Source organism: Methylophilus glucosoxydans (genome assembly GCF_042676145.1).
Lineage (GTDB): Bacteria > Pseudomonadota > Gammaproteobacteria > Burkholderiales > Methylophilaceae > Methylophilus > Methylophilus glucosoxydans.
In genome coordinates this window covers 1,098,266-1,116,724 of record NZ_JBHTJW010000002.1, presented here as the reverse complement: position 1 = coordinate 1,116,724, position 18,459 = coordinate 1,098,266, and the positions used below count along the sequence as shown (strand labels likewise).

General features: G+C 50.3%; 20 protein-coding genes. 5 read left to right on the top strand and 15 right to left on the bottom strand.

Features of this window, described 5'->3' with window-relative positions; translation table 11 throughout:
- Positions 1–77: 77 nt before the first annotated feature.
- The 9 genes from ACFQ1T_RS08020 to ACFQ1T_RS07980 all read right to left on the bottom strand — a co-directional run bounded on the left by ACFQ1T_RS08020 (position 78) and on the right by ACFQ1T_RS07980 (position 9,871).
- Positions 78–2,744 (bottom strand): TonB-dependent receptor, encoded by a 2,667-nt coding sequence (locus ACFQ1T_RS08020; RefSeq protein ID WP_379075534.1) that lies wholly within the window; start codon positions 2,742–2,744, stop codon positions 78–80.
- Between the two features lie 243 nt (positions 2,745–2,987).
- Positions 2,988–3,674, bottom strand: a complete 687-nt coding sequence (locus tag ACFQ1T_RS08015; RefSeq protein ID WP_275355822.1) for a Bax inhibitor-1/YccA family protein — start codon at positions 3,672–3,674, stop codon at positions 2,988–2,990.
- Between the two features lie 112 nt (positions 3,675–3,786).
- Positions 3,787–4,686 carry a lipid A hydroxylase LpxO gene (gene lpxO, locus ACFQ1T_RS08010; protein WP_379075531.1) on the bottom strand — a complete coding sequence of 300 codons (900 nt, stop codon included), beginning with the start codon at positions 4,684–4,686 and terminating at the stop codon, positions 3,787–3,789.
- A gap of 72 nt (positions 4,687–4,758) precedes the next feature.
- Positions 4,759–5,805: a beta-N-acetylhexosaminidase gene (gene nagZ, locus ACFQ1T_RS08005; protein ID WP_379075528.1), complete on the bottom strand. Its 1,047-nt coding sequence runs from the start codon at positions 5,803–5,805 to the stop codon at positions 4,759–4,761.
- Positions 5,806–5,828: 23 nt separating this feature from the next.
- Positions 5,829–6,956, bottom strand: a complete 1,128-nt coding sequence (locus tag ACFQ1T_RS08000; protein ID WP_379075525.1) for a methyltransferase — start codon at positions 6,954–6,956, stop codon at positions 5,829–5,831.
- Positions 6,957–6,995: 39 nt separating this feature from the next.
- Complete coding sequence (locus ACFQ1T_RS07995; RefSeq protein ID WP_194748192.1) at positions 6,996–7,688, bottom strand: queuosine precursor transporter; 693 nt, start codon at positions 7,686–7,688, stop codon at positions 6,996–6,998.
- Positions 7,685–8,482 (bottom strand): ABC transporter permease, encoded by a 798-nt coding sequence (locus tag ACFQ1T_RS07990; RefSeq protein WP_379075521.1) that lies wholly within the window; start codon positions 8,480–8,482, stop codon positions 7,685–7,687. Before ACFQ1T_RS07990 ends, ACFQ1T_RS07995 begins: the two co-directional genes overlap by 4 nt.
- Positions 8,479–9,390, bottom strand: a complete 912-nt coding sequence (gene nikB / locus ACFQ1T_RS07985; RefSeq protein ID WP_379075518.1) for a nickel ABC transporter permease — start codon at positions 9,388–9,390, stop codon at positions 8,479–8,481. Before nikB ends, ACFQ1T_RS07990 begins: the two co-directional genes overlap by 4 nt.
- On the bottom strand, positions 9,383–9,871 hold the full coding sequence (locus ACFQ1T_RS07980) for a L,D-transpeptidase family protein (protein WP_379075515.1): 489 nt from the start codon (positions 9,869–9,871) through the stop codon (positions 9,383–9,385). The genes nikB and ACFQ1T_RS07980 overlap by 8 nt, the downstream gene beginning before the upstream one ends.
- 156 nt (positions 9,872–10,027) lie before the next feature.
- Here ACFQ1T_RS07980 and ACFQ1T_RS07975 point away from each other — a divergent pair, with 156 nt between their 5' ends.
- On the top strand, positions 10,028–10,723 hold the full coding sequence (locus tag ACFQ1T_RS07975) for a VIT1/CCC1 transporter family protein (protein ID WP_379075512.1): 696 nt from the start codon (positions 10,028–10,030) through the stop codon (positions 10,721–10,723).
- A gap of 6 nt (positions 10,724–10,729) precedes the next feature.
- Here ACFQ1T_RS07975 and ACFQ1T_RS07970 read toward each other — a convergent pair whose 3' ends face one another.
- Positions 10,730–12,130 carry an ABC transporter substrate-binding protein gene (locus ACFQ1T_RS07970; protein WP_379076899.1) on the bottom strand — a complete coding sequence of 467 codons (1,401 nt, stop codon included), beginning with the start codon at positions 12,128–12,130 and terminating at the stop codon, positions 10,730–10,732.
- A 70-nt stretch (positions 12,131–12,200) separates the two neighbouring features.
- Positions 12,201–13,574 carry a 23S rRNA (uracil(1939)-C(5))-methyltransferase RlmD gene (gene rlmD / locus ACFQ1T_RS07965; protein ID WP_379075509.1) on the bottom strand — a complete coding sequence of 458 codons (1,374 nt, stop codon included), beginning with the start codon at positions 13,572–13,574 and terminating at the stop codon, positions 12,201–12,203.
- Positions 13,575–13,641: 67 nt separating this feature from the next.
- On the opposite strand from rlmD, the gene ACFQ1T_RS07960 reads away from it, so the two are divergent.
- Positions 13,642–14,130, top strand: coding sequence for a hypothetical protein (locus ACFQ1T_RS07960; RefSeq protein WP_313988406.1), 489 nt, complete (start codon positions 13,642–13,644; stop codon positions 14,128–14,130).
- Here the strand turns inward: ACFQ1T_RS07960 and ACFQ1T_RS07955 are convergent.
- The gene (locus ACFQ1T_RS07955; protein ID WP_338654781.1) at positions 14,127–14,915 is read right to left on the bottom strand and encodes a 3'-5' exonuclease; all 789 of its coding nucleotides are present in this window, start codon (positions 14,913–14,915) and stop codon (positions 14,127–14,129) included. The two genes, ACFQ1T_RS07960 and ACFQ1T_RS07955, sit on opposite strands and share 4 nt — an antisense overlap.
- 290 nt (positions 14,916–15,205) lie before the next feature.
- Here ACFQ1T_RS07955 and ACFQ1T_RS07950 point away from each other — a divergent pair, with 290 nt between their 5' ends.
- Positions 15,206–15,901, top strand: coding sequence for a hypothetical protein (locus ACFQ1T_RS07950; RefSeq protein ID WP_379075504.1), 696 nt, complete (start codon positions 15,206–15,208; stop codon positions 15,899–15,901).
- A gap of 121 nt (positions 15,902–16,022) precedes the next feature.
- On the opposite strand, the gene ACFQ1T_RS07945 is transcribed toward ACFQ1T_RS07950, so the two are convergent.
- Positions 16,023–16,502 carry a hypothetical protein gene (locus ACFQ1T_RS07945; RefSeq protein ID WP_379075501.1) on the bottom strand — a complete coding sequence of 160 codons (480 nt, stop codon included), beginning with the start codon at positions 16,500–16,502 and terminating at the stop codon, positions 16,023–16,025.
- A 48-nt stretch (positions 16,503–16,550) separates the two neighbouring features.
- Here ACFQ1T_RS07945 and ACFQ1T_RS07940 point away from each other — a divergent pair, with 48 nt between their 5' ends.
- Both ACFQ1T_RS07940 and ACFQ1T_RS07935 read left to right on the top strand, forming a co-directional pair.
- Entirely contained in the window at positions 16,551–16,676 is a 126-nt protein-coding gene (locus ACFQ1T_RS07940) for a hypothetical protein (RefSeq protein WP_379075498.1), read from the top strand.
- A gap of 318 nt (positions 16,677–16,994) precedes the next feature.
- Positions 16,995–17,645 (top strand): outer membrane beta-barrel protein, encoded by a 651-nt coding sequence (locus tag ACFQ1T_RS07935; RefSeq protein ID WP_379075495.1) that lies wholly within the window; start codon positions 16,995–16,997, stop codon positions 17,643–17,645.
- A 90-nt stretch (positions 17,646–17,735) separates the two neighbouring features.
- Here the strand turns inward: ACFQ1T_RS07935 and ACFQ1T_RS07930 are convergent, their stop codons facing one another.
- Complete coding sequence (locus tag ACFQ1T_RS07930) at positions 17,736–18,188, bottom strand: YdbL family protein (protein ID WP_313988421.1); 453 nt, start codon at positions 18,186–18,188, stop codon at positions 17,736–17,738.
- Positions 18,185–18,433 (bottom strand): hypothetical protein, encoded by a 249-nt coding sequence (locus ACFQ1T_RS07925; protein WP_194748204.1) that lies wholly within the window; start codon positions 18,431–18,433, stop codon positions 18,185–18,187. The genes ACFQ1T_RS07930 and ACFQ1T_RS07925 overlap by 4 nt, the downstream gene beginning before the upstream one ends.
- Positions 18,434–18,459: the final 26 nt, after the last annotated feature.

Below are 18,459 nucleotides of genomic sequence, written 5' to 3'. Positions count from 1 at the left end.
ATATCGAGCTAAAAGCCTATTTTTTAGGTTGTTTTAAACCAACTTCCGAGAGCCAATTGGTTGATAAAAACAACCACCTAATCAAGCTTGGTTTTTCTTGACTTCCAGTCCAAGTCATAACTCAATCCAAACCATATGGCTCGCGGCGCACCAGGACCAATAAACGTGGTGTTCTTCCATTGATCAGAGTTGTAGTTAAATCCTGCAGAATCAGTTGCAGCCCCACCACTGGCTGGGGTAAATGGGGTTCGACCAAGATTTCCCGCTGTGGCATATTCACGGTCAAATAAGTTATCGAGTCGCGCAAATGCGGAAAATCCGTTATCAAACTTGTAATTGGCGCGAATATTAAAAACGGCGTAACCGGGAATGGTTCCTTTGCCGATATAGTCATAAGGATCACGGTTTGTGCCAGACACTACAGTGTTTGTTGCTGCACGTGGCTGGTGTTCGTTATTCTCATTTCCCCGGACATAAGATGATGAGTGCAACACCATATTCAATGTCATATCAAACTTTTTAGTAGGCGTATAATTCCAACTCGCTTGGATAATATGGTTAGGCATTCCTGGCAACTCATCACCAGGCTTCACATATACATAATTCTGGGAATCAACAACAACGTTAGAACTGTTATTGGGGTTAATTATTGATGAGGGCGACTCAAAGGTCGCTTTCATCCAGGTGTAGTTAAAGCTGAAGCGGTGTGCGTTCCAAGTACTCGAAAAACTCGCTTCAACTCCTTGCCTAAGGGTTGCCCCAAAATTATCAAATACCCCTCGATTCTTACGACCTAAGGGTACAAATAGAATATCGTTTGAGAGCTCTGTTCTAAAAAGACTCAGATTCCAGTTGAGAGGTTGATTGCCTAAAAAGCTCTGCAATACCCCTCTGGTTCCTGCCTCGTAAGATGTAGATCGTACCTGCTTGAGATAAGGGTCAGCCGTAAGTGATGTTGGGATCGCGCAACCAAATTGGAAATTTACGTCGTTAACGATTTGCGTTCTGTCAATAGCACAACCAAGCTCAATGACCGAAGGGGTACGTGCCCCCCTACTTACGTTGCCATAAGCTACCAAATTTGGCTTAACTTCCCATGCAAAGCCTGCAGAGGGATTGAAGCTTCGGTACAAATAATTTCCTTTTGTACAAATGAAACGCGCTTCAGAGTCACTGTCATTCTCTGCACACCTGTCATTGTCAGAATCAAAATAACTAGTTGGATTATCAAACTGATATAACGCCTTACCACGCTCTGACTCAAGATAATTCTTAACTCGAGTATGATTGAACCTTGCTCCAAGTGTGAAATGAACAGTTTCGACAGGTGACCAAGTATCACTCAAAAAAATACTTTTTGTAGTGCTACTACCGGTTAGACGATTTCTGACTATCGGAAATTCTGCGGCAATCAAGCCATAGTCTGTGTAATAACTTGAGTTTTCAATCAACCGACGGTCAGGGCCAATATCGGCAAACATTTCACTTTGCTTAAAATTAATATCATTCGTGTCATAAGTGACACCAGCAGTGAATTGATTTTTATCGGTGACGTGATTTAACTGAAATGCAAGCCCTTTTGAGCCCTGATCCAAGTTCGAATTACTTAATACACCATTAGGCAATAAACCTGCACAACCAGAACCTGGACTATCAGAGTTAGTGCCGCCATCAGGATAGCTCCCATCAGCACACAATGGCGTTGAAATGCCGATACGATTAGACATCGCCGGGAAGCCATCGTAAAAGTCTGAACCAATAGCCCCCTGCTTAACACTGCGACGATACGTCAACCCAGAAAGTGTTAGATTATCATTTAGATCAAATCTACCCGTAAGATTGTAGTGCTCAAGCCCATTCTTGTTCTGATCAGGAGATGTAAAAACTGCTCGCCTATCTTGCTCATACATTTCATAAGGCACTACACCATTACCCGTTAAAGCGGTGTCAACATTCAAAGCCGTCAAACTAACCTCACCATAGTCACTTCGTAAATTAGCGCTGGTGAATAATTGACGTACATTGGAAGGAGAGTTATCTCTCCAGCCATCCTCTTTGAAATGGTTATAGGCTACAAATAATCCTAACTTGCCATTATTGAAGCCATTTGAGAACTGAGCCTGCTCCCTTCCCCAAGATCCTCCCATTATTTCTGCATGCAACTGGTTATGCGTAAAACCATTTTTCGTGGTAATTGCTAAAGCACCGCCAAGTGTATTCAATCCGAATAAAGGATTAGAGCCAGGGATTAAGTCAAGACTGGCTATAGCATTCATGGGAATGAAATCCCAATTTACAACCTCTCCAAAAGCCTCATTAACCCTTACACCATCTAAATACACAGAGATACCCTGCGGCGTACCGATTTGAGGTGAAGCTGTAAAGCCACGAAAATTTAGATCTTGTTGAAAAGGATTACCGGTGTAGTCATTAATAGTCACAGATTGCATTGTGCTATTCATTAAGTCAGTAATATTGACTGATTTAGAATCCGCAATTTCTTTACCACTGATACTTTGAACATTAGTGGTCATTTGCTCCCGGTCTATGACTAATCCGGGCAAAGGTGTAATGACAGTTCTTCGCTTAGCCTTGACCTCTACCTCATCTAATTCAATGCCCTTTGTTGACTCAATAGCTTTGACTTCTTTACTAGAGACAACAGCATCATTGGTATCTGCCGCGATTGAAAAACAAGAATAAACCCCTAAAAGCAATACTGATTTTATTTTTTTATTAAGCACTTCACCCCTCCATGTGGAGGAGATACTGCAAAAACCGAACCACTTAATTAAGTGTATTTTTTATTAATAAAATCAATAATTTAAAAATATCTCACATTAAAAGCAGTAATGCATATGGCTGAAATAAACCACGCTGGCTAAAAACAACCAATCACAAACTCTTTTTTCGCATGAACTAAATTGATGCAAATAAAAAACCCGCCAAATGCTTGGCGGGTTTTTTGAGATGGAAAAACTCAGAACTTAGTCGCGGTTGCCTAATACTGCCAGCAAAATATTCAACAGGTTCACAAACAGGTTGTAGATATCCAGATACAGATTCAAGGTCGCCATCACATAGTTGGTCTGACCGCCACGCACGATCTGGTTCACGTCGTACAAAATGTAGCCGGAGAAAATCAGTACTGAGACACCAGAGATTGCCAATGACAAGGCTGGAATCTGGAAGTACATATTAGCCAAACCAGCGACAATGGCCAGAATCAGACCTATCATCAGGAACTTGCCGATACCGCTGAAGTCACGGGCTGGGGAAGAACCAATGCCAGCCAAGCTTAAGAAAGTGATCCCAGTCCCGGCAGCAGCCAAGCCTACAATTTCAGCGCCGTTGCGCAGATGCAGGGCAAATTGCAGGATAGGGCCAAGCATCACACCAAAGACAAACGTCAGTGCCAACAACAACCACACGCCTACACCGCTGTTCTGGTTAACCGCAATCAGTTTAAACATACCAAACATGACAGCCATAAAACCGATAAAGAACATGAACGGGTGTGCCGCCATCCAGCCAAAATTCATCTGCAGGCCAACATAGGCACCGATCACGGTTGGCACCATGCTCAAACCCAGCAAGGCGTATGTATTGCGCAGTACGCGATTTTGCGTTTCGGATAATTGACCGTCACGACCTAAAACTTGCATATCTGACATAGTGTATTTCCTCTTTTCAATTAAAACTAAAAGCAGCTTCTGTAGTTAAGATAATGGCAAACACCTAAAGTTTCAAGGCTTTGCGTGACATTTGTGTGAACAATCGTTCAGTTTACAGCTTCCACAGCCCGTAAATGACTACCGCAATCAGCACGATGCGCGTGATTTGATAAACGGTTTTATTCCACTTTTTAAAACGGCGGCGGTACTGACCGATCACCCAGGCATAATGAAACAGGCGGTTAATGACGCCGGTCTGGTCCCCGGCTTCATTTGGCGAGCTGGCCGCAGTAACGATGGTATTGGCCAGAAACCGATTGACTGTCTGCGCCCAGCGGTAGCGCATGGGGCGCTCAATGTCGCAAAACAGAATCACACGCGTTTCATCGGTCTTGTTATAGGCTTCATGGATATAGGTTTCATCAAACATGACGGCCTGTCCATCACGCCAGCTGTAATCCTCACCATCAACGCGGATAAAACACTGATCGTCATTAGGGGTGGCAAGCCCTAGATGAAAGCGCAAAGAGCCAGCATAGGGATCACGGTGCGGACGAAGATGCGCGCCCGGCGGCAGCTCGGCAAACATGGCAGCTTTGACGCTGGGGATGCTTTGCAGTAAGGCGACTGTTTTTGGGCAGTAAATGCTGGCAGAGGGATGATGTGCGTCATACCACTTAAGATAAAAACGTTTCCAGCCGGTTTTAAAAAACGAGTTAAACCCGGCATCGTTATTGGTCTTGGCCGCAGCAATGCGCTCCTGTTCGCGTACATACAACGCTTCTTCACGGATCTCTTGCCAGCGGTCGGTGATCGCTTTCAGTTCCGGGAAGTCATGCACCGGCAAATACGGCGTGGTCGGCGCTTTGGAGAACAGGTATAAAAATACATTGAATGGCGAAACAATGCCGGAATGGTCAAATATCTGGCGATAAAAGCGGTGCCTAACCTTGCCCCTGAAGTGCACATAACTGACCGAAGCCAAGAAAATGCCAAGAATGATCCATTTCATAATTGATACCGATGTTTACGCCGTGATTAGATTGTCATCAATAATTGTCTAGCTTACCGCAACCGTCCGGCTTCAAGCAAACAAATCCGCCTCTTTTTGACCGACCATGGCCACACGCTTGACCGCTTCTACATAGGCCGCAGACTCACGTAATGCCACCATATCCTGCGGATGATGACCACCATGCATACGTGCCAGGCGCGCAATACTTTGTGCAGAAATCTTCCACGTTAACTTGTTCAACAATTCATCGGCCAAGTCCGGGCGGTTGCATAACAACACCATATCGCACCCGGCGTCCAAAGCAGCCATGGTTCGTGCAGTGACGTCGCCTGCCACGGTGGCGCCCTCCATACTCAAGTCATCACTGAAAATCACACCATTAAAACCCAAGCGCTCACGCAGCACTTTTTGAAGCCAGCGGGACGAGAAGCCGGCCGGTTTATCATCGACCTTGGGATAAATCACATGTGCGGGCATCACCGCATGCAAGCCCTCGTCTATCATGCGTACAAACGGCTGCATATCGTTTTGTGCAATCTGGTCAAACTCGCGATCATCCACCGGAATGCTCACATGCGAATCTGCCACCACAAAACCATGCCCGGGGAAATGTTTGCCTACCGCAGCCATGCCAGCCTTTTTAAGGCCTTGCATCAGGCTAAACGCCAACTCATTAATCGCCTGCGGATCACGGTGAAACGCGCGATCCCCAATCACCAGGCTGTCGCCATAGTCCATATCCAACACTGGCGTAAAGCTGAAATCCACGCCATGCGCCCTTAGCTCTGCGCCCAGCACATACCCGGCCTCTACCGCCAGCTCTTTCGCTTTGCGTGGGTTTTTGTCCCAAATATGGCCAAACTCGCGCATGGGCGGGATTTTGGTAAAGCCTTCTCGGAAGCGCTGCACGCGACCGCCTTCATGATCCACGGCAATCAGCAGCGGCGGCTGACGCACCGCATGTATACTGGCTGTGAGTGCCTTGAGCTGCGCGCAACTCTCAAAGTTACGCGCAAACAGAATCACCCCGCCGACTAGCGGATGTTGCAAGCGGCGGATATCGTCGGCGGTGAGTTCCTTGCCGACCACATCCAGCATGACGGGACCTAAAGACATAACAAATTCCTATTATTCAAAATTCAAACGCATTTTAACCGATAAAGACTGGTTACTTCTTTGGCACGGGCAGCATATAACGGATCCGATTGATCGCTGGCCTTGGCATGTGTTGGCGCAATATCCAGCTTGTCGACCACCTGCAACCCTGCTTCATGGATCCATGTATTTAAGGCCTCAGGCTGGCGCAAGCCAATCTGCTCAGCCAAATTAGACATTATCAGCCACCCCTCGCCCTCAGGATTTAAATGCGCTTTCAAGCCACTTAAAAAGCCTTTCAGCATCTTGCTTTCGGGGTCATACACGGCATGCTCAATCGGCGCATTCGCTTTGGCAGGTAGCCAGGGAGGATTACAGACAATCAGGTCCGCACTACCCGCTGGAAACAAGTCTGCCTGCATGACTTGAATATGGCTTTGCATATTCAACCGCTGGATGTTTTCGGTGGCACACGTCAATGCTCGCGGCTGGTTGTCCGTTGCGACGACTTGCTTGACGCCCCGCGCTACTAAAATGGCGGCAATCACCCCCGTGCCGGTACCAATATCCCAGGCCACCTGCGGACTACTAAGCGGCGCCTGGTCAATGAGGTCGAGATACTCACCACGTATGGGCGAATACACCCCGTAATGCGCATGTATATTGGCATTCAGCGCATGAATCGGCACGCCTTTTTTACGCCATTCATGCGCGCCCACCATGCCTAGCAACTCACGCAATGAGAGCACAAGTCTTGCAGGCAGTTTGCCTGTGTTGTCATCCACAATCAAAGCCGCCTGCACAGCCGCTTTAACGTCTGGCGCACGCGGTAAATCGCAGGCACCATATTTAAGCTCGATTAATACTTTATTCGTAATATTGGCACGACCGATCTGGCGCGCGCGATGCTGGTGAAACGCTTCCAGCAGGCTAGCCGCCGGTTTGACTGGTTTTCGGTCTACACGCCGCGTAATCGCTTGCAGCAATTGCTTGGCATTTTGAAAGTCACCGCGATATAGCAAGGCGGTGCCCTCACACGCCAGACGGTAGGCTTCATCCGCTTTGGTGGTGTCGTCTGCAATCACCACGGCTTTGGGCGCAGGGTTACCCGCTTCTGACTGCCAGTCAGCGGCTTGTGTTTTGTTTTTTTCGTACCAGTTAATCAGGGTCAATGGGGTTCCGATAATCAGAAGTTGTCAAAGGTAGCCAGTTTAAAGCTTAAACGGGCTAAAGTCGGTATGGGTATCGTAATAGTCTTCTTTTTCTGCCCGTTTGAGAAAAGCGACGATTTTATAGGTGACTGGCGTGAAAGCGACTTCTACCAGCACTTTGGCCGTAAATTGCGCCAGCACAATTTGCGGCATCATGGCATCTGGGAATTCGCCTGAGCCATAAAAGGCCAGCGGAAAAAATAACATGGTATCAACCGCCTCGCCAAAAATGGTCGAGCCTATGGTGCGGCTCCATAACCAGCGGCCACTGGTCAACACTTTCATTTTGGCCAGGACAAATGAATTCACAAACTCACCGGCCACAAAAGACACCAGCGAAGCCAGCGCTATGCGGGCGGTCGAGCCAAACACAGATTGATAGGCCGCCTGATCATGCCAGTCCGGTGCGGGCGGCAAGGCCACAATCACCCAGGCCATCAGGCTGGCAAAAGCCAGGCAGATAAAGCCGGTCCAAATGACGCGACGCGAGGCGGCATAGCCATACACCTCAGTGAGGATATCGCCAAAAATAAAACTGATGGGGAAAAACATGATGCCCGCGCCAAACGTGAGTGCCCCCAGCACAGGGGCGTGGATTTCAGTGATTTTACCGGGGCCGATCAGGTTGGAACAAACCAGCACGACCGCAAATGCGGCCATGATCAGATCGTAATAACGGTATTGTTTTTTCATGCTTGCACTCCCTGACGCACATCCAGCTTGTCCCGCAGGACATCCCCCCCCAAGTTAATTGCTAGGATCAGACTCATCATGCACACGCCTACGGTCAACACATAATGGGGGGCGACCAGCATAAAGCGCACCGCATCACGCAACATGGCACCCCATGAGGCCTCCGGGGCCTGAATCCCCAGGCCAAGAAAGGACAGCGAAGCTTCGGCAATCATGACACTGGCCATGCTGTAGGCGGCCTCAACCATTAAAATCGACAGCACTAGCGGCAAGATGTGGCGCAACATGATGCGCCATGCACCAGCGCCCAATGACTCGGCCGCCAGCACATGCAGGCGCTGGCGTAGTGCCAGAGCTTGCCCGCGCGATAGTCTGGCGTAGGTCACCCAGCCGGTCAGACATAAGGCCAGGATCAGGTTATTGAGACCCGCACCCAGCACGGCGGCAAACGCAATCGCCAGCAAGATCCCGGGAAACGCCAGAAAAATACTGGTGATTTGCATGAGTACATCATCCAGTCTGCCGCCATGATACCCGGCCAGCAAGCCTATCGTCAGCCCTATCGCCATGGTCATGGTCGTCACAATCACCGTCACCATGAATGACACTTCCACGCCATGTAACACGCGTGCCAGAATGTCACGGCCCAGATCATCAGTCCCCAGCCAGTGTTGTGCACTTGGCCACTGCAAAATCGCATCCAGATCAATCTGGTTGGGACTCATCTCGACCAGGCGACCAAGCAGTACCGCCAGCAGCCAAAACGCCAGGGTCAGCAGCGAAAAGGTCTTCATGCCTGACCTCGCGTGCGTGGATCCAGCCAGCGATAGGCCAAATCTGTGCCCTGGTTAATCAGTACATAGCTCAAGGCAATCACCAGCACACAGGCTTGCGTCACCGGGTAGTCGCGTTTTTCTATGCTATCCACCAGCAGGCGGCCGACGCCATTCCAGCCAAAAATGGTTTCTGTGATCACCGCCCCGGCCAGCAAACTGCCCATTTGCAGACCAACAATGGTCACCAGCGGCAACAAGGCCGCCCGCAGGGCATGTTTAAGGATCACTTGTTGCTCACTTAAGCCTTTGGCGCGCGCCGTGCGGATATAGTCTTCATGCAAGACCTCGAGCAAGCTGGTGCGTGTCATGCGCGTAAGAATGGCACTTAAGCCCAAGCCCAGAGTCAGCGCGGGCAACACTACACTTGCCGCGCTTTCCATCCCGCTCACGGGCAACCAGCCCAGCCAGACGGCAAACACCAGCATGAGCAAGGGCCCGAGCCAGAATGCAGGCATGGCCGCGACACGGATACTGAACAAGGTGATCATCACGTCTTGCCAATGTCCTGCCTTGAGTGCAGACCAAACGCCCAGCGGCACACCAATACTGATGCCTATGCACAAGGCCGACACCGCCAATAGCATGGTCGCTGGATAGGTTTGCAGCAACAAGGTTGAAATATCGGTATGCTTGTGTATGGAGACGCCAAAGTCACCATGCAAGAGATGGGCGGTATATTGCAAAAACTGCTGCCACATTGGCTGATTCAGGCCGAGTTCTGCTTTGAGTGCCTCGCGGTCGGCCGCACTGGCAGACTCGCCCAGCATGACATCCACCGGATCGCCCGGCACCAGATGTAGTAGCAGGAATGTCAGGCAGAGCACCCCCAACACCACAGGCAGCAATGTCAATAAACGCTTAATCATCCGCCTCGTGCAGATGGACTGGGGTACCCACAGGCACCAGATCAAATAACTCAATCAGGTCAGTATTGCGCATGCGTACACAGCCGTGCGATCCGGGCTTGCCAAGCTCGGTGCTGTCAGGCGTGCCATGAATGTAAATATACCGCTGCATGGTGTCTACTTCTCCGAGGCGGTTTTTACCTGGCTCGGTACCACTGAGCCATAAAATGCGGGTTAGAATCCAGTCACGTTCAGGAAACGCCTGTTTCAAGGCTGGTGTAAAAATCTCTCCCGTGGGCCGGCGGCCAACGAATACGGTGTTTTCCGGCGCACCCTCGCCAATTTTGGCGCGAACAATATGGGTACCTAGCGGTGTACAACCGCTGTTTTTGACACAGCCTACCCCATTCGCCGCCGTTGACACTGCGTACTGTTTGCGCGGCTGGCCCTGGTCATCAAACAAGGTCAGTGTTTGCGCCGGAATTGAAATATCAATATACATAGTTATTATTCTAAGGCATTTAATCGCAATTGCATGGCCGTTGACCGCAGATTTGCAAGTCGAGCGTCTGGGGCAATATAAATTGCATTACAATCGTTGCACCAATGCTTTTAAACTCGGCCCTCTATCGCAATCCCTCAATCCTACAGGTGCGCCATGCAACATCATGAAAAACATTTTTTACAGCGCAGTGGCTGGTTACGTGCAGCCGTATTAGGCGCCAATGATGGCATTATCTCTACCGCCAGTTTGCTGATGGGCGTGGCAGCGGCAGGGACTGCGCAACAGGCATTAATGATGACGGGCATCGCCGGGCTGGTCGCGGGGGCGCTATCCATGGCTGCCGGCGAATATGTCTCGGTGAGCTCGCAAACCGATATTGAACAGGCCGACCTGGCGCGTGAGGCGCAAGAGCTCACACAAAACCCTGAAAGCGAGTTGCGCGAACTCACTGGCATTTATATCCAGCGCGGTTTGTCGCCTGCGCTGGCAAAACAGGTCGCGCAAGAGCTGTCACAACATGATTCTTTAGAGGCACATGCGCGTGACGAATTAGGCTTGCATGACATCAACCAAGCTAAACCACTGCAAGCCGCATTTGCCTCGGCATTAGCCTTTTCTAGCGGCGCGCTATTGCCATTGCTGACCACGCTACTCGCCCCGCATGCACAAGTGCAGTCGTGGCTGATGTTCAGCACCTTGCCATTTTTGGCCTTGCTAGGCATGGTGGCAGCACGTACTGGCGGTGCCAGTGTCAGCAAAAGCGTCATCCGCGTGGTGATCTGGGGCGCGCTGGCCATGGTCGCCACGGCGCTGATTGGCCACTGGTTTGGTGTTCAGGCCCCGGTTTAAGCAAGCTTAATGTGGCGCAGCGTGAAAAGCCACTTTGGTCAACCCATCCCAATTGCCATCCGGCGCCGGGGTATAGCGTTTAATTGATCCTCGATAGGCGGCAAACTGACCTTCATACCAGAGTGGAATCACGGGCAACTGCTGGTGGACACGTTGCGTGACGGCAGCCCAGTCTTCTTTCTCCAGCAAGGCATCCAGTTGGGCATCCTGATACCGCCCTCGGTTAAAACCTGTGGGCGGGATACTCTTGGAGCCAAAGACTTTGCCGTAGATTTCCGGGGTTTTAATGCCCACCCAGGTTAAGCCGTAAAGTTGAAAATTGCCTTTTTGCACATCGGCAAAAAAAGTGCCCCAATCCAGGCTCTTGATTTGCAAGTCTATGCCTGCGGCTTGCATCTGTGCCTGCAAAATCGTCGCCAGCCGCACCCGTTGCGGGTCTGTGCTGGTTTTATAGATCAGCGTCAATGGCAGCTTGACCCCGGCAGCTGCTAATAACTCCCTGGCGCGAGCAGGATCGTAATGATATGGCTGCAATTGCGCATTGCCCGCATAATGCTCGGGCGGCAGGATGGCACTGGCTTGCCGACTTTGACTGACCATGACTTTATCGATGATGGCCTGAGGATCAATCGCATACGCAATCGCTTGCCGCACGCGCGCATCCTTTAAAAAATCTGCCTGGGCATTAATGCCCAGATAAGAATAATTGGCGCCCACCCCGGTATTCACCGTGATATTCGCCTGTGTTTGCAGATACTTGACCAGCTCAGGCGGTAAATCGCCCTGAATCAAATCGGCCTCACCACGCTTGAGCTTGAGCACGCGCACATTCGGGTCTTTGACTTCTTCAAAGCGCACCTTGAGTCCATCTCCCAATCGCTCCAGCACCAGCGCAGATGACCAGCCATCGAACTTGAACGGCCCACTGCCCACTGGCGCATGGCTAAAGTCATGCGCAGCCGCAATTAATCGTGCGGGGAGGATGCCGACAATCATACGCGCCGCGAAATGGGGATCGGCATGCGCCAACGTAAAGTCTATGGTCTTAGCATCCGGGGTGCTAATGCGACGAATATGCCTGAATTCGGCAGTATGGGGCGAGTCTTTGAGTGTGAGCAGGCTATCGTAAGTCGCTTTCACATCGGTGGCAGTCAAAGGCTGGCCATCATGAAATACTGGGGCCCGCAGCAAGTGAAAACGGTAATGCAGGGCATCCAGTTGCTGCCACGAAGCCAACCCGGCGACCTCGTGTGAAGCGGCATCAAACTCGACCAGACGCTGATAAACCAGGCGATTGACCCGCTCTGAAGCCGCATCGGTGGCATAGCGCGGATCCAGATTGAGTGGCGCCTGCGCCACTGCAAACACCAGTGTATTCGGTGCATTGGAGGAATGACAGCTGGCCACCCCTACCCCTAAACAGATCAACGCCAAAAGGTGCGCCAGCTTGAGCCAGCGCAGAGGAACAGCTAGCACATCAATCCTTCTCAAACACAGCAATCGATTCAACGTGCGCCGTATGCGGAAACATATTCATCACCCCGGCCGCCTCTAAGCGGTAACCCTTGACCTGAGTCAGAATGGCAGCATCGCGTGCCAGCGTGGAAGGGTTACAAGAGACATAAACAATGCGCGAGGGCGCGTGACTGTCATTAGGATCTTCAGCCTCGGGCAATGCCTTGATCAGTTCAATCGCACCATCACGCGGGGGATCAATCAGCCATTTGTCAAACGCGCCCAAGGCCAATAATAACTCAGGCGTCATATCAAACAGATCAGACTCGGCAAACTCGACATTGGTCACGCCATTGAGGCCTGCGTTTTCAATCGCCCGCTTCACCAGCGCCTGCGCACCTTCCACCCCATATACCGTGGCGCCACTGCGCGCAATCGGCAAGGTAAAATTACCGAGCCCACAGAAAAAATCGGCAATGCGCTCACCCGCCTGCGGCTGCAACAACTGCATGGCACGACGGATCATGACGCGGTTGATGGCAGGGTTGACCTGCGTAAACTCCGTCGGATTAAAGGGATACTCCAAACCAAACTCAGGCAGGCTGTAGTGCAATTTATCGCCATGATCAAACAAAGGCTTGACCGTGTCGGGACCTTTGGTTTGCGTCCACATTTGCACACCATGCGCCTCTTCAAAGGTTTTCAACAAGGCCACATCGGCCTCGGTCAGCGCTTCCAGAATGCGTAGCACCAGTACCGTAGCATCTTCACCTACCGCCAGTTCAATCTGTGGCAGCGACTGTTTAACCGAGAGCTGTCCAATCAACGCTTTCAACGGCAAGATCAAATCCGACACCGGTTGGGTCAGGACTTCACAGCTGTCCATAAAAGTGACATAGCTGCTGCCCTTTTCATTAAAGCCCACCAGCACCCCACCCTTTTTCTCGACATAGCGCACGCGTAAACGGGCTTTGTGCCGGTAGTGCCAAGGCGTGCCCTGAATAGGCGGTAAAATCTTGGCAGGTTTGACACGGCCAATATGCCACAAATCATTTTCCAGCATGCGTTGCTTGGCTGCGACCTGTGCCGAAAACTCCAGATGTTGCATGGCACAGCCACCGCAAATGCCAAAATAAGCACAGCCAGGGGTTACGCGCTGACTCGAAGCTTTCAGCACCTCAGTCGCGGTCGCCAGCTCATAAGTCGATTTGACATGGTGCGAAACAAACAGGACTTCTTCAAATGGCAGGGCCCCTTCGATAAAAATCACCTTACCATCGACATGGGCAACGCCCCGTCCTTCCTGGTCGAGTGATTCAATGCTGGCATGGCGCGGAGTTTGCGCTGCCTTGGCAGCGGGGGATAAATTGGATGATCGTTGACGGCTATTTCTCATAACCTGTTATTTTACCTGATTTGGGCATACAATCGTTTCAAGGTCTAATCAAAATGAGGAGGTCACCATGTTAAAAAAATATTGCCTTTCACTCGCCATCTGCCTCTCGCTATTCGCGGCCGGGGTGTGCCATGCCGATGAGATTTCCATCCAGCAGGATGTGCATGGGGTGCAATACGTCACTGGCGGCATAGGCTCAGAAGAAGTAGAGGCCATGGAAGCCTTTAAAAAACAATTCAATTTGTATTTTCTGTTTTCCGAGGGCAAGGCGGGTCGCGTCATTGATGATATCCAGCTGGCCATTCTGGACAGTAAAAATCAGGAAGTATTTACGCTAGACCATGCCGCACCGAGACTGTTGCTCAACTTGCCGAGTGGCAAATATCAGGCGGTTGCCAGCTATCTGGGTAGCGAGCAGCGCTACCGTTTTGTGCACGACGCAAAAAAATCTAAACGCATCATTCTTAATTGGAAAAACAAGATTGATGAGGATACTGTCGAGCCGGTCACTGACGATCAAAGCGCTGAGGAACCCGCACCGACAGCGACGCCTTAAACAGTGGAATCCATTGCGTCCCAGGCAGCCATAAACTGCTGCCAGTGTTCGCCAGGATAGGCTGCCAGCGTATCCCGCACCAGCTGGATTTCTGACTGGTAACCGGCCTCATTCAAATGCCCACGCATTTTTAAAAAGCGCAGGTACACCAAATGCGTATTGGCAACATCCGTTTCGCAATAATCGCGGATCGCCTTGACTTCACCGTTAAGATAGGCCTGCCAGACCTTGCTGCCATCCATGCCAAGCTTGCCTGGAAAGCCACACAGCTGGGCCATGTCATCCAGTGGGGCATTGGCACGTCCGCTATACATGGCCAGTACATCCATTAAATCCAGATGGCGCATGTGATAACGGCTGATGTAGTTATTCCATTTAAAATCCTTGTCGTCTTCGCCCAGATCCCAATAGCGTGGCGCAGCAATGCCATGCACCATGGCGCGGTAATGCAGCACCGGCAAATCAAAACCACTCCCATTCCAGCTCACCAGGTTAGGGGTGTATTTTTCAATCCCGTCAAAAAAGCGCTGGATAATTTCAGCTTCACTGGCTTGCTCATCGCCCAGCGTCCAGACGCGAAATTGGTTCCCTTCACGCAAGGCGCAAGAAATCGCACACACGCGCTGCAAATGATGCGGCAGAAACTCCGTGCCATTGTGCTGGCGCCGCTGATGAAAAGCGATATTCGCCACCTCGTCGTCGCTCAAACTGGCTGGCAGATCATGTAACTGGCGGATCCCGGCAACATCGGGAATCGTTTCAATATCAAACACCAAACTAAGCATCGGATTTCCTGTTAAAGAGTCGCTTTTAAAATAGCACAGCGCCAGTGCTGACAGCAATCTATGCAGTCAGCTTGTAGAAAAAAGACTGCGTTTGTATCAAAAGATACAATTAGTGCACTTTTGTATCAATTGATACATTTAAATATATGATTTATAAGGGTTTTTTATGTTTTTTTAGTCTATCAAAATGAGAGATGCCGTATTAATCTGTATCCGTTCAGTCAACAAGAGCATTGCCAGGGAGCAATTGCTTCAGCCCTGAACCTTTAAAAACTTACGGAGTACTCATCATGACATCTATCAGTTCAATAGGCAGTAACAACTACATTCAATCGCTTTCGCAAGTGGGGCAGCGCAATGGTATGCAACCGCCGCCCCCTCCACCAGATGGCGACAAACAAGGCAAGGATGGCGGCGGATTTTTGGGGGCGATAGACGCAGCGCTGAAAAGTGCTGGCATTTCAGGCGGCCTGGAATCCCTCTTCGACAGTCAGGGGAGTAACAGTGCAAGTACCAGCACAGAGAGCACAGATACAAGTAGCACAACAAGCACGAGTACAGATGCCAGTGATGCATTGAGCAGTTTTTTACAAAACCTGATGGGCGCCCTGCAATCACAGGGGACGGCTGACACCAATACAGAAAGTACGAGTGACAGTACAGACAAGACGAGTATTGATGCCACCACAACAGCAGGCGTACACCGTCATTTCGGCGGCCATGGCAAACAAGATATGGAAGCAAAACTACAAAGCTTGATTAGCGCTTTAAATACAAGTAGTGATTCGAGCAACACAACGGCCAGTAACACGAACACCAGTGGATCAACAAACCAGAACAGTGCGCTGGAGAGTAGTTTTCAGTCATTGGTTAGCGCACTCGGTGGCAGTAGCAGCAATGCCAGCTTGAGTGGCTTTTTGCAGGCCTTATCCTCCAACATGCAAAATCGTGGTCCAGCAGGGAACGTCGTCAGCACTGAGGCTTAGAGATAACAGCATCTGGCCCCAGATCCACCGCAACTACCACTGTGAGCGACTCTGTAATGGTGGTAGTTGTCGCTTGATTCCGATAATTTGGAATCAAGCTTGCCCCCTGATTAAAGCGCGGTCAGGCAAATTCCAGTTGCATAATATCCGTCTCAGAATCTTCCTCCAGCCATTCCGCAGGCGCTTTATGCAATCGGATAGGCGTTTGCATTTCTTCACCGTCAAACGTCAGAATCGCGTAACTGACTTCCTGGGGCGCGGCCATCGGCGTGAATTTACCAAAGCCAAAGTGCGCATTGCGCATGACTTGCCATGCACCAGAGGGTTCAGTGTATTCAGGCTTGGAAAAGTAATGTGCAATTTGCTTGTCGGTGGCGGCCTTGAGCGCACAGTCTTGCTCACGCGACAGCACCGACCAGCGATAATCCAGTCCATCCGCAATTGGTTGCAGCTGCATCAAATACCAGTGCACGTTTTCGCGCGCCAATTGGATCAATGATCGCACCCGACCGGTGTGATGATTCAGAATGTAGTAAATCCCCAGGTCTTGCTGATGAATGCTTTCACCCAGACGGGGTAGAACGAAAAGATTAGTTGGCACAACAAACTCCTTTCATTGGGACACGCACTTTGATTGTATGCAATGAACATGCCTGAAACTGAAATCAATGACTTTTACCTGTTTGTTCTCAATCTAGATGAGAGAAGCAACCGGCCGGAATTGTTCAATGCGGCACACTTTGGGGTCGCTATTGGCAGTGGTGATTTGCTTTAAGCAATTGATTTGATTGATGACATACCTACCGTTTACCGGGAGGCAAGCCAAAAATAAGCATCGTGGTCATTTTGAGCCGGCCTGTGCAGCCACAGCACCACTGTGACCATCTATGGCAGTAGATAAGTTGCCTTTTTAGTCATTTAGCGCGGCTTTATGCACCATCCTGACACTTTATCTCTCTTTGGTCTTAGATGACCGATTTGTGACAGCCCAGACCTACAAACATAGTCATACCAAAAGTTACGTAATTTAACCTTTTCTGCTAAAGTAACAAAAAAACAAATCATTCCTCAATCAGACCGTAAAGGCACTTCTATGAAACTATTGCGTACAACTTCTCTCTTGGGACTATTGCTGATGTCAACCGCCAGCGCTGTGAGTGCCGCTGAGCCAGAAAGTCAGCATGGCTTGCAACAAACACCGTTTTATTTTGGTTTGGATGTCGCTTACCTTCGACAAAAAAATCAAACACGTGACTTCAAGGAAGCGTGGTTTGATGAGTTTGGCACAACCCCCTCGGTAAAACAGGATAGAAATGCAGGCGCAGGACGGATATTTGCGGGCTATAGCGTCAATGAAAATCTTTCCCTGGAACTTGCGTACTTCAAGACCACTAAAGAAAAAATCGACGCCTCTGATAACATCAGATCAGCGAGCATCAAATACGATGCCAAAGGCGTTGAGTTATCAGGCTTATTCAGCCCTAGCCAATTCCCCAATTTTTTTGTTAAAGCGGGTGCCATTTACTCAGAGTTGGATGCACGTATTAGCGCATCGGCGGGTAACAATGTAGGAAGTAGCTCAGTAAACGATAAAGGCTGGGGCTATGTCGCCGGCTTTGGCTACAAGTATCCGATCAATCAAGTGGTCGATATTAAAGCGACCTATGCCTACTATGGCAGAGTGGCTGGCGACAGTGACTCACACCTGAACCTGTTGTCTCTGGGCTTCCAGTATCACTTTTAAGCTTCTGCTGGCAGGCGGCTAACATCGTCTGCACAAAACAATCAAGCCGAAATGGAGCTTTCCATTTCGGCTTTTGCATGTTCAGACCGCTTATTTCTTAAGCCACTGTCCATCCTTCTGCACAAACCAGCCCGCTTGCGCTTTATCCATCCAGCGTTGGGCAAAGGTGCGCTGAATCTCGCCTGTCCACTCTGGATGCCCATTGGCGGCAGCAATGCCCTGGTAGAGCTGGGTGCGATCGTTGTTCTCCTGATTGACCAAGCTGGTGACCATGTTACGTTGTGATAATGGCACTCCGCTGGCCTCTTTGATGGCAATATAGCCATCCGCGGTAAAGCCGATTGCGCCTGACTGGTAGTAAGGCAGTAATTGCGGATGGCGCGCTTGCATGCTGGCTTTAACTGCGGCCAGTGCAGGCGTGTTGATATCCAAATCTGCGGCCGCCAGTGCGGCAGTCGGTGCGGCAACCAGCAAAATGGTAGTCAGCACAGAGATTGCAGACTGACGATAACGGCACAACGCATTAAACAGTGCATGGATCATGGTTTGATCTCCTGAACAGAGGGTGACACAGGGTCTTGAGTCGTCGCAGGCGGGGTCGGTGCGGTCGAGCTGGCTGGCAGTTGCCAGACCTCATCAATCACCTTGTCAGCCGCTTTTTCAGCGGCAGCGGCGGGAAAGTAAATATTAATGGTGACACATGCACTGAGCAGCATGGCCAGGCTGAGTATCAAACGCTTGAAGACGACGCTGTGCCTTTGAACCGTGTTTTGTTGTTGCCTACCCATCACGCGAATTCCTTTCTTTAAAACTA

Excerpts from the sequence above, each read along its gene's own strand:
- ACFQ1T_RS08015 (WP_275355822.1), bottom strand. The coding sequence starts at position 3,674 with ATGTCAGATATGCAAGTTTTAGGTCGTGACGGTCAATTATCCGAAACG.
- lpxO (WP_379075531.1), bottom strand. The coding sequence starts at position 4,686 with ATGAAATGGATCATTCTTGGCATTTTCTTGGCTTCGGTCAGTTATGTG.
- nagZ (WP_379075528.1), bottom strand. The coding sequence starts at position 5,805 with ATGTCTTTAGGTCCCGTCATGCTGGATGTGGTCGGCAAGGAACTCACC.
- ACFQ1T_RS07995 (WP_194748192.1), bottom strand. The coding sequence starts at position 7,688 with ATGAAAAAACAATACCGTTATTACGATCTGATCATGGCCGCATTTGCG.
- ACFQ1T_RS07990 (WP_379075521.1), bottom strand. The coding sequence starts at position 8,482 with ATGAAGACCTTTTCGCTGCTGACCCTGGCGTTTTGGCTGCTGGCGGTA.
- nikB (WP_379075518.1), bottom strand. The coding sequence starts at position 9,390 with ATGATTAAGCGTTTATTGACATTGCTGCCTGTGGTGTTGGGGGTGCTC.
- ACFQ1T_RS07980 (WP_379075515.1), bottom strand. The coding sequence starts at position 9,871 with ATGTATATTGATATTTCAATTCCGGCGCAAACACTGACCTTGTTTGAT.
- ACFQ1T_RS07975 (WP_379075512.1), top strand. The coding sequence starts at position 10,028 with ATGCAACATCATGAAAAACATTTTTTACAGCGCAGTGGCTGGTTACGT.
- rlmD (WP_379075509.1), bottom strand. The coding sequence starts at position 13,574 with ATGAGAAATAGCCGTCAACGATCATCCAATTTATCCCCCGCTGCCAAG.
- ACFQ1T_RS07960 (WP_313988406.1), top strand. The coding sequence starts at position 13,642 with ATGTTAAAAAAATATTGCCTTTCACTCGCCATCTGCCTCTCGCTATTC.
- ACFQ1T_RS07955 (WP_338654781.1), bottom strand. The coding sequence starts at position 14,915 with ATGCTTAGTTTGGTGTTTGATATTGAAACGATTCCCGATGTTGCCGGG.
- ACFQ1T_RS07950 (WP_379075504.1), top strand. The coding sequence starts at position 15,206 with ATGACATCTATCAGTTCAATAGGCAGTAACAACTACATTCAATCGCTT.
- ACFQ1T_RS07940 (WP_379075498.1), top strand. The coding sequence starts at position 16,551 with ATGCCTGAAACTGAAATCAATGACTTTTACCTGTTTGTTCTCAATCTA.
- ACFQ1T_RS07935 (WP_379075495.1), top strand. The coding sequence starts at position 16,995 with ATGAAACTATTGCGTACAACTTCTCTCTTGGGACTATTGCTGATGTCA.
- ACFQ1T_RS07930 (WP_313988421.1), bottom strand. The coding sequence starts at position 18,188 with ATGATCCATGCACTGTTTAATGCGTTGTGCCGTTATCGTCAGTCTGCA.
- ACFQ1T_RS07925 (WP_194748204.1), bottom strand. The coding sequence starts at position 18,433 with ATGGGTAGGCAACAACAAAACACGGTTCAAAGGCACAGCGTCGTCTTC.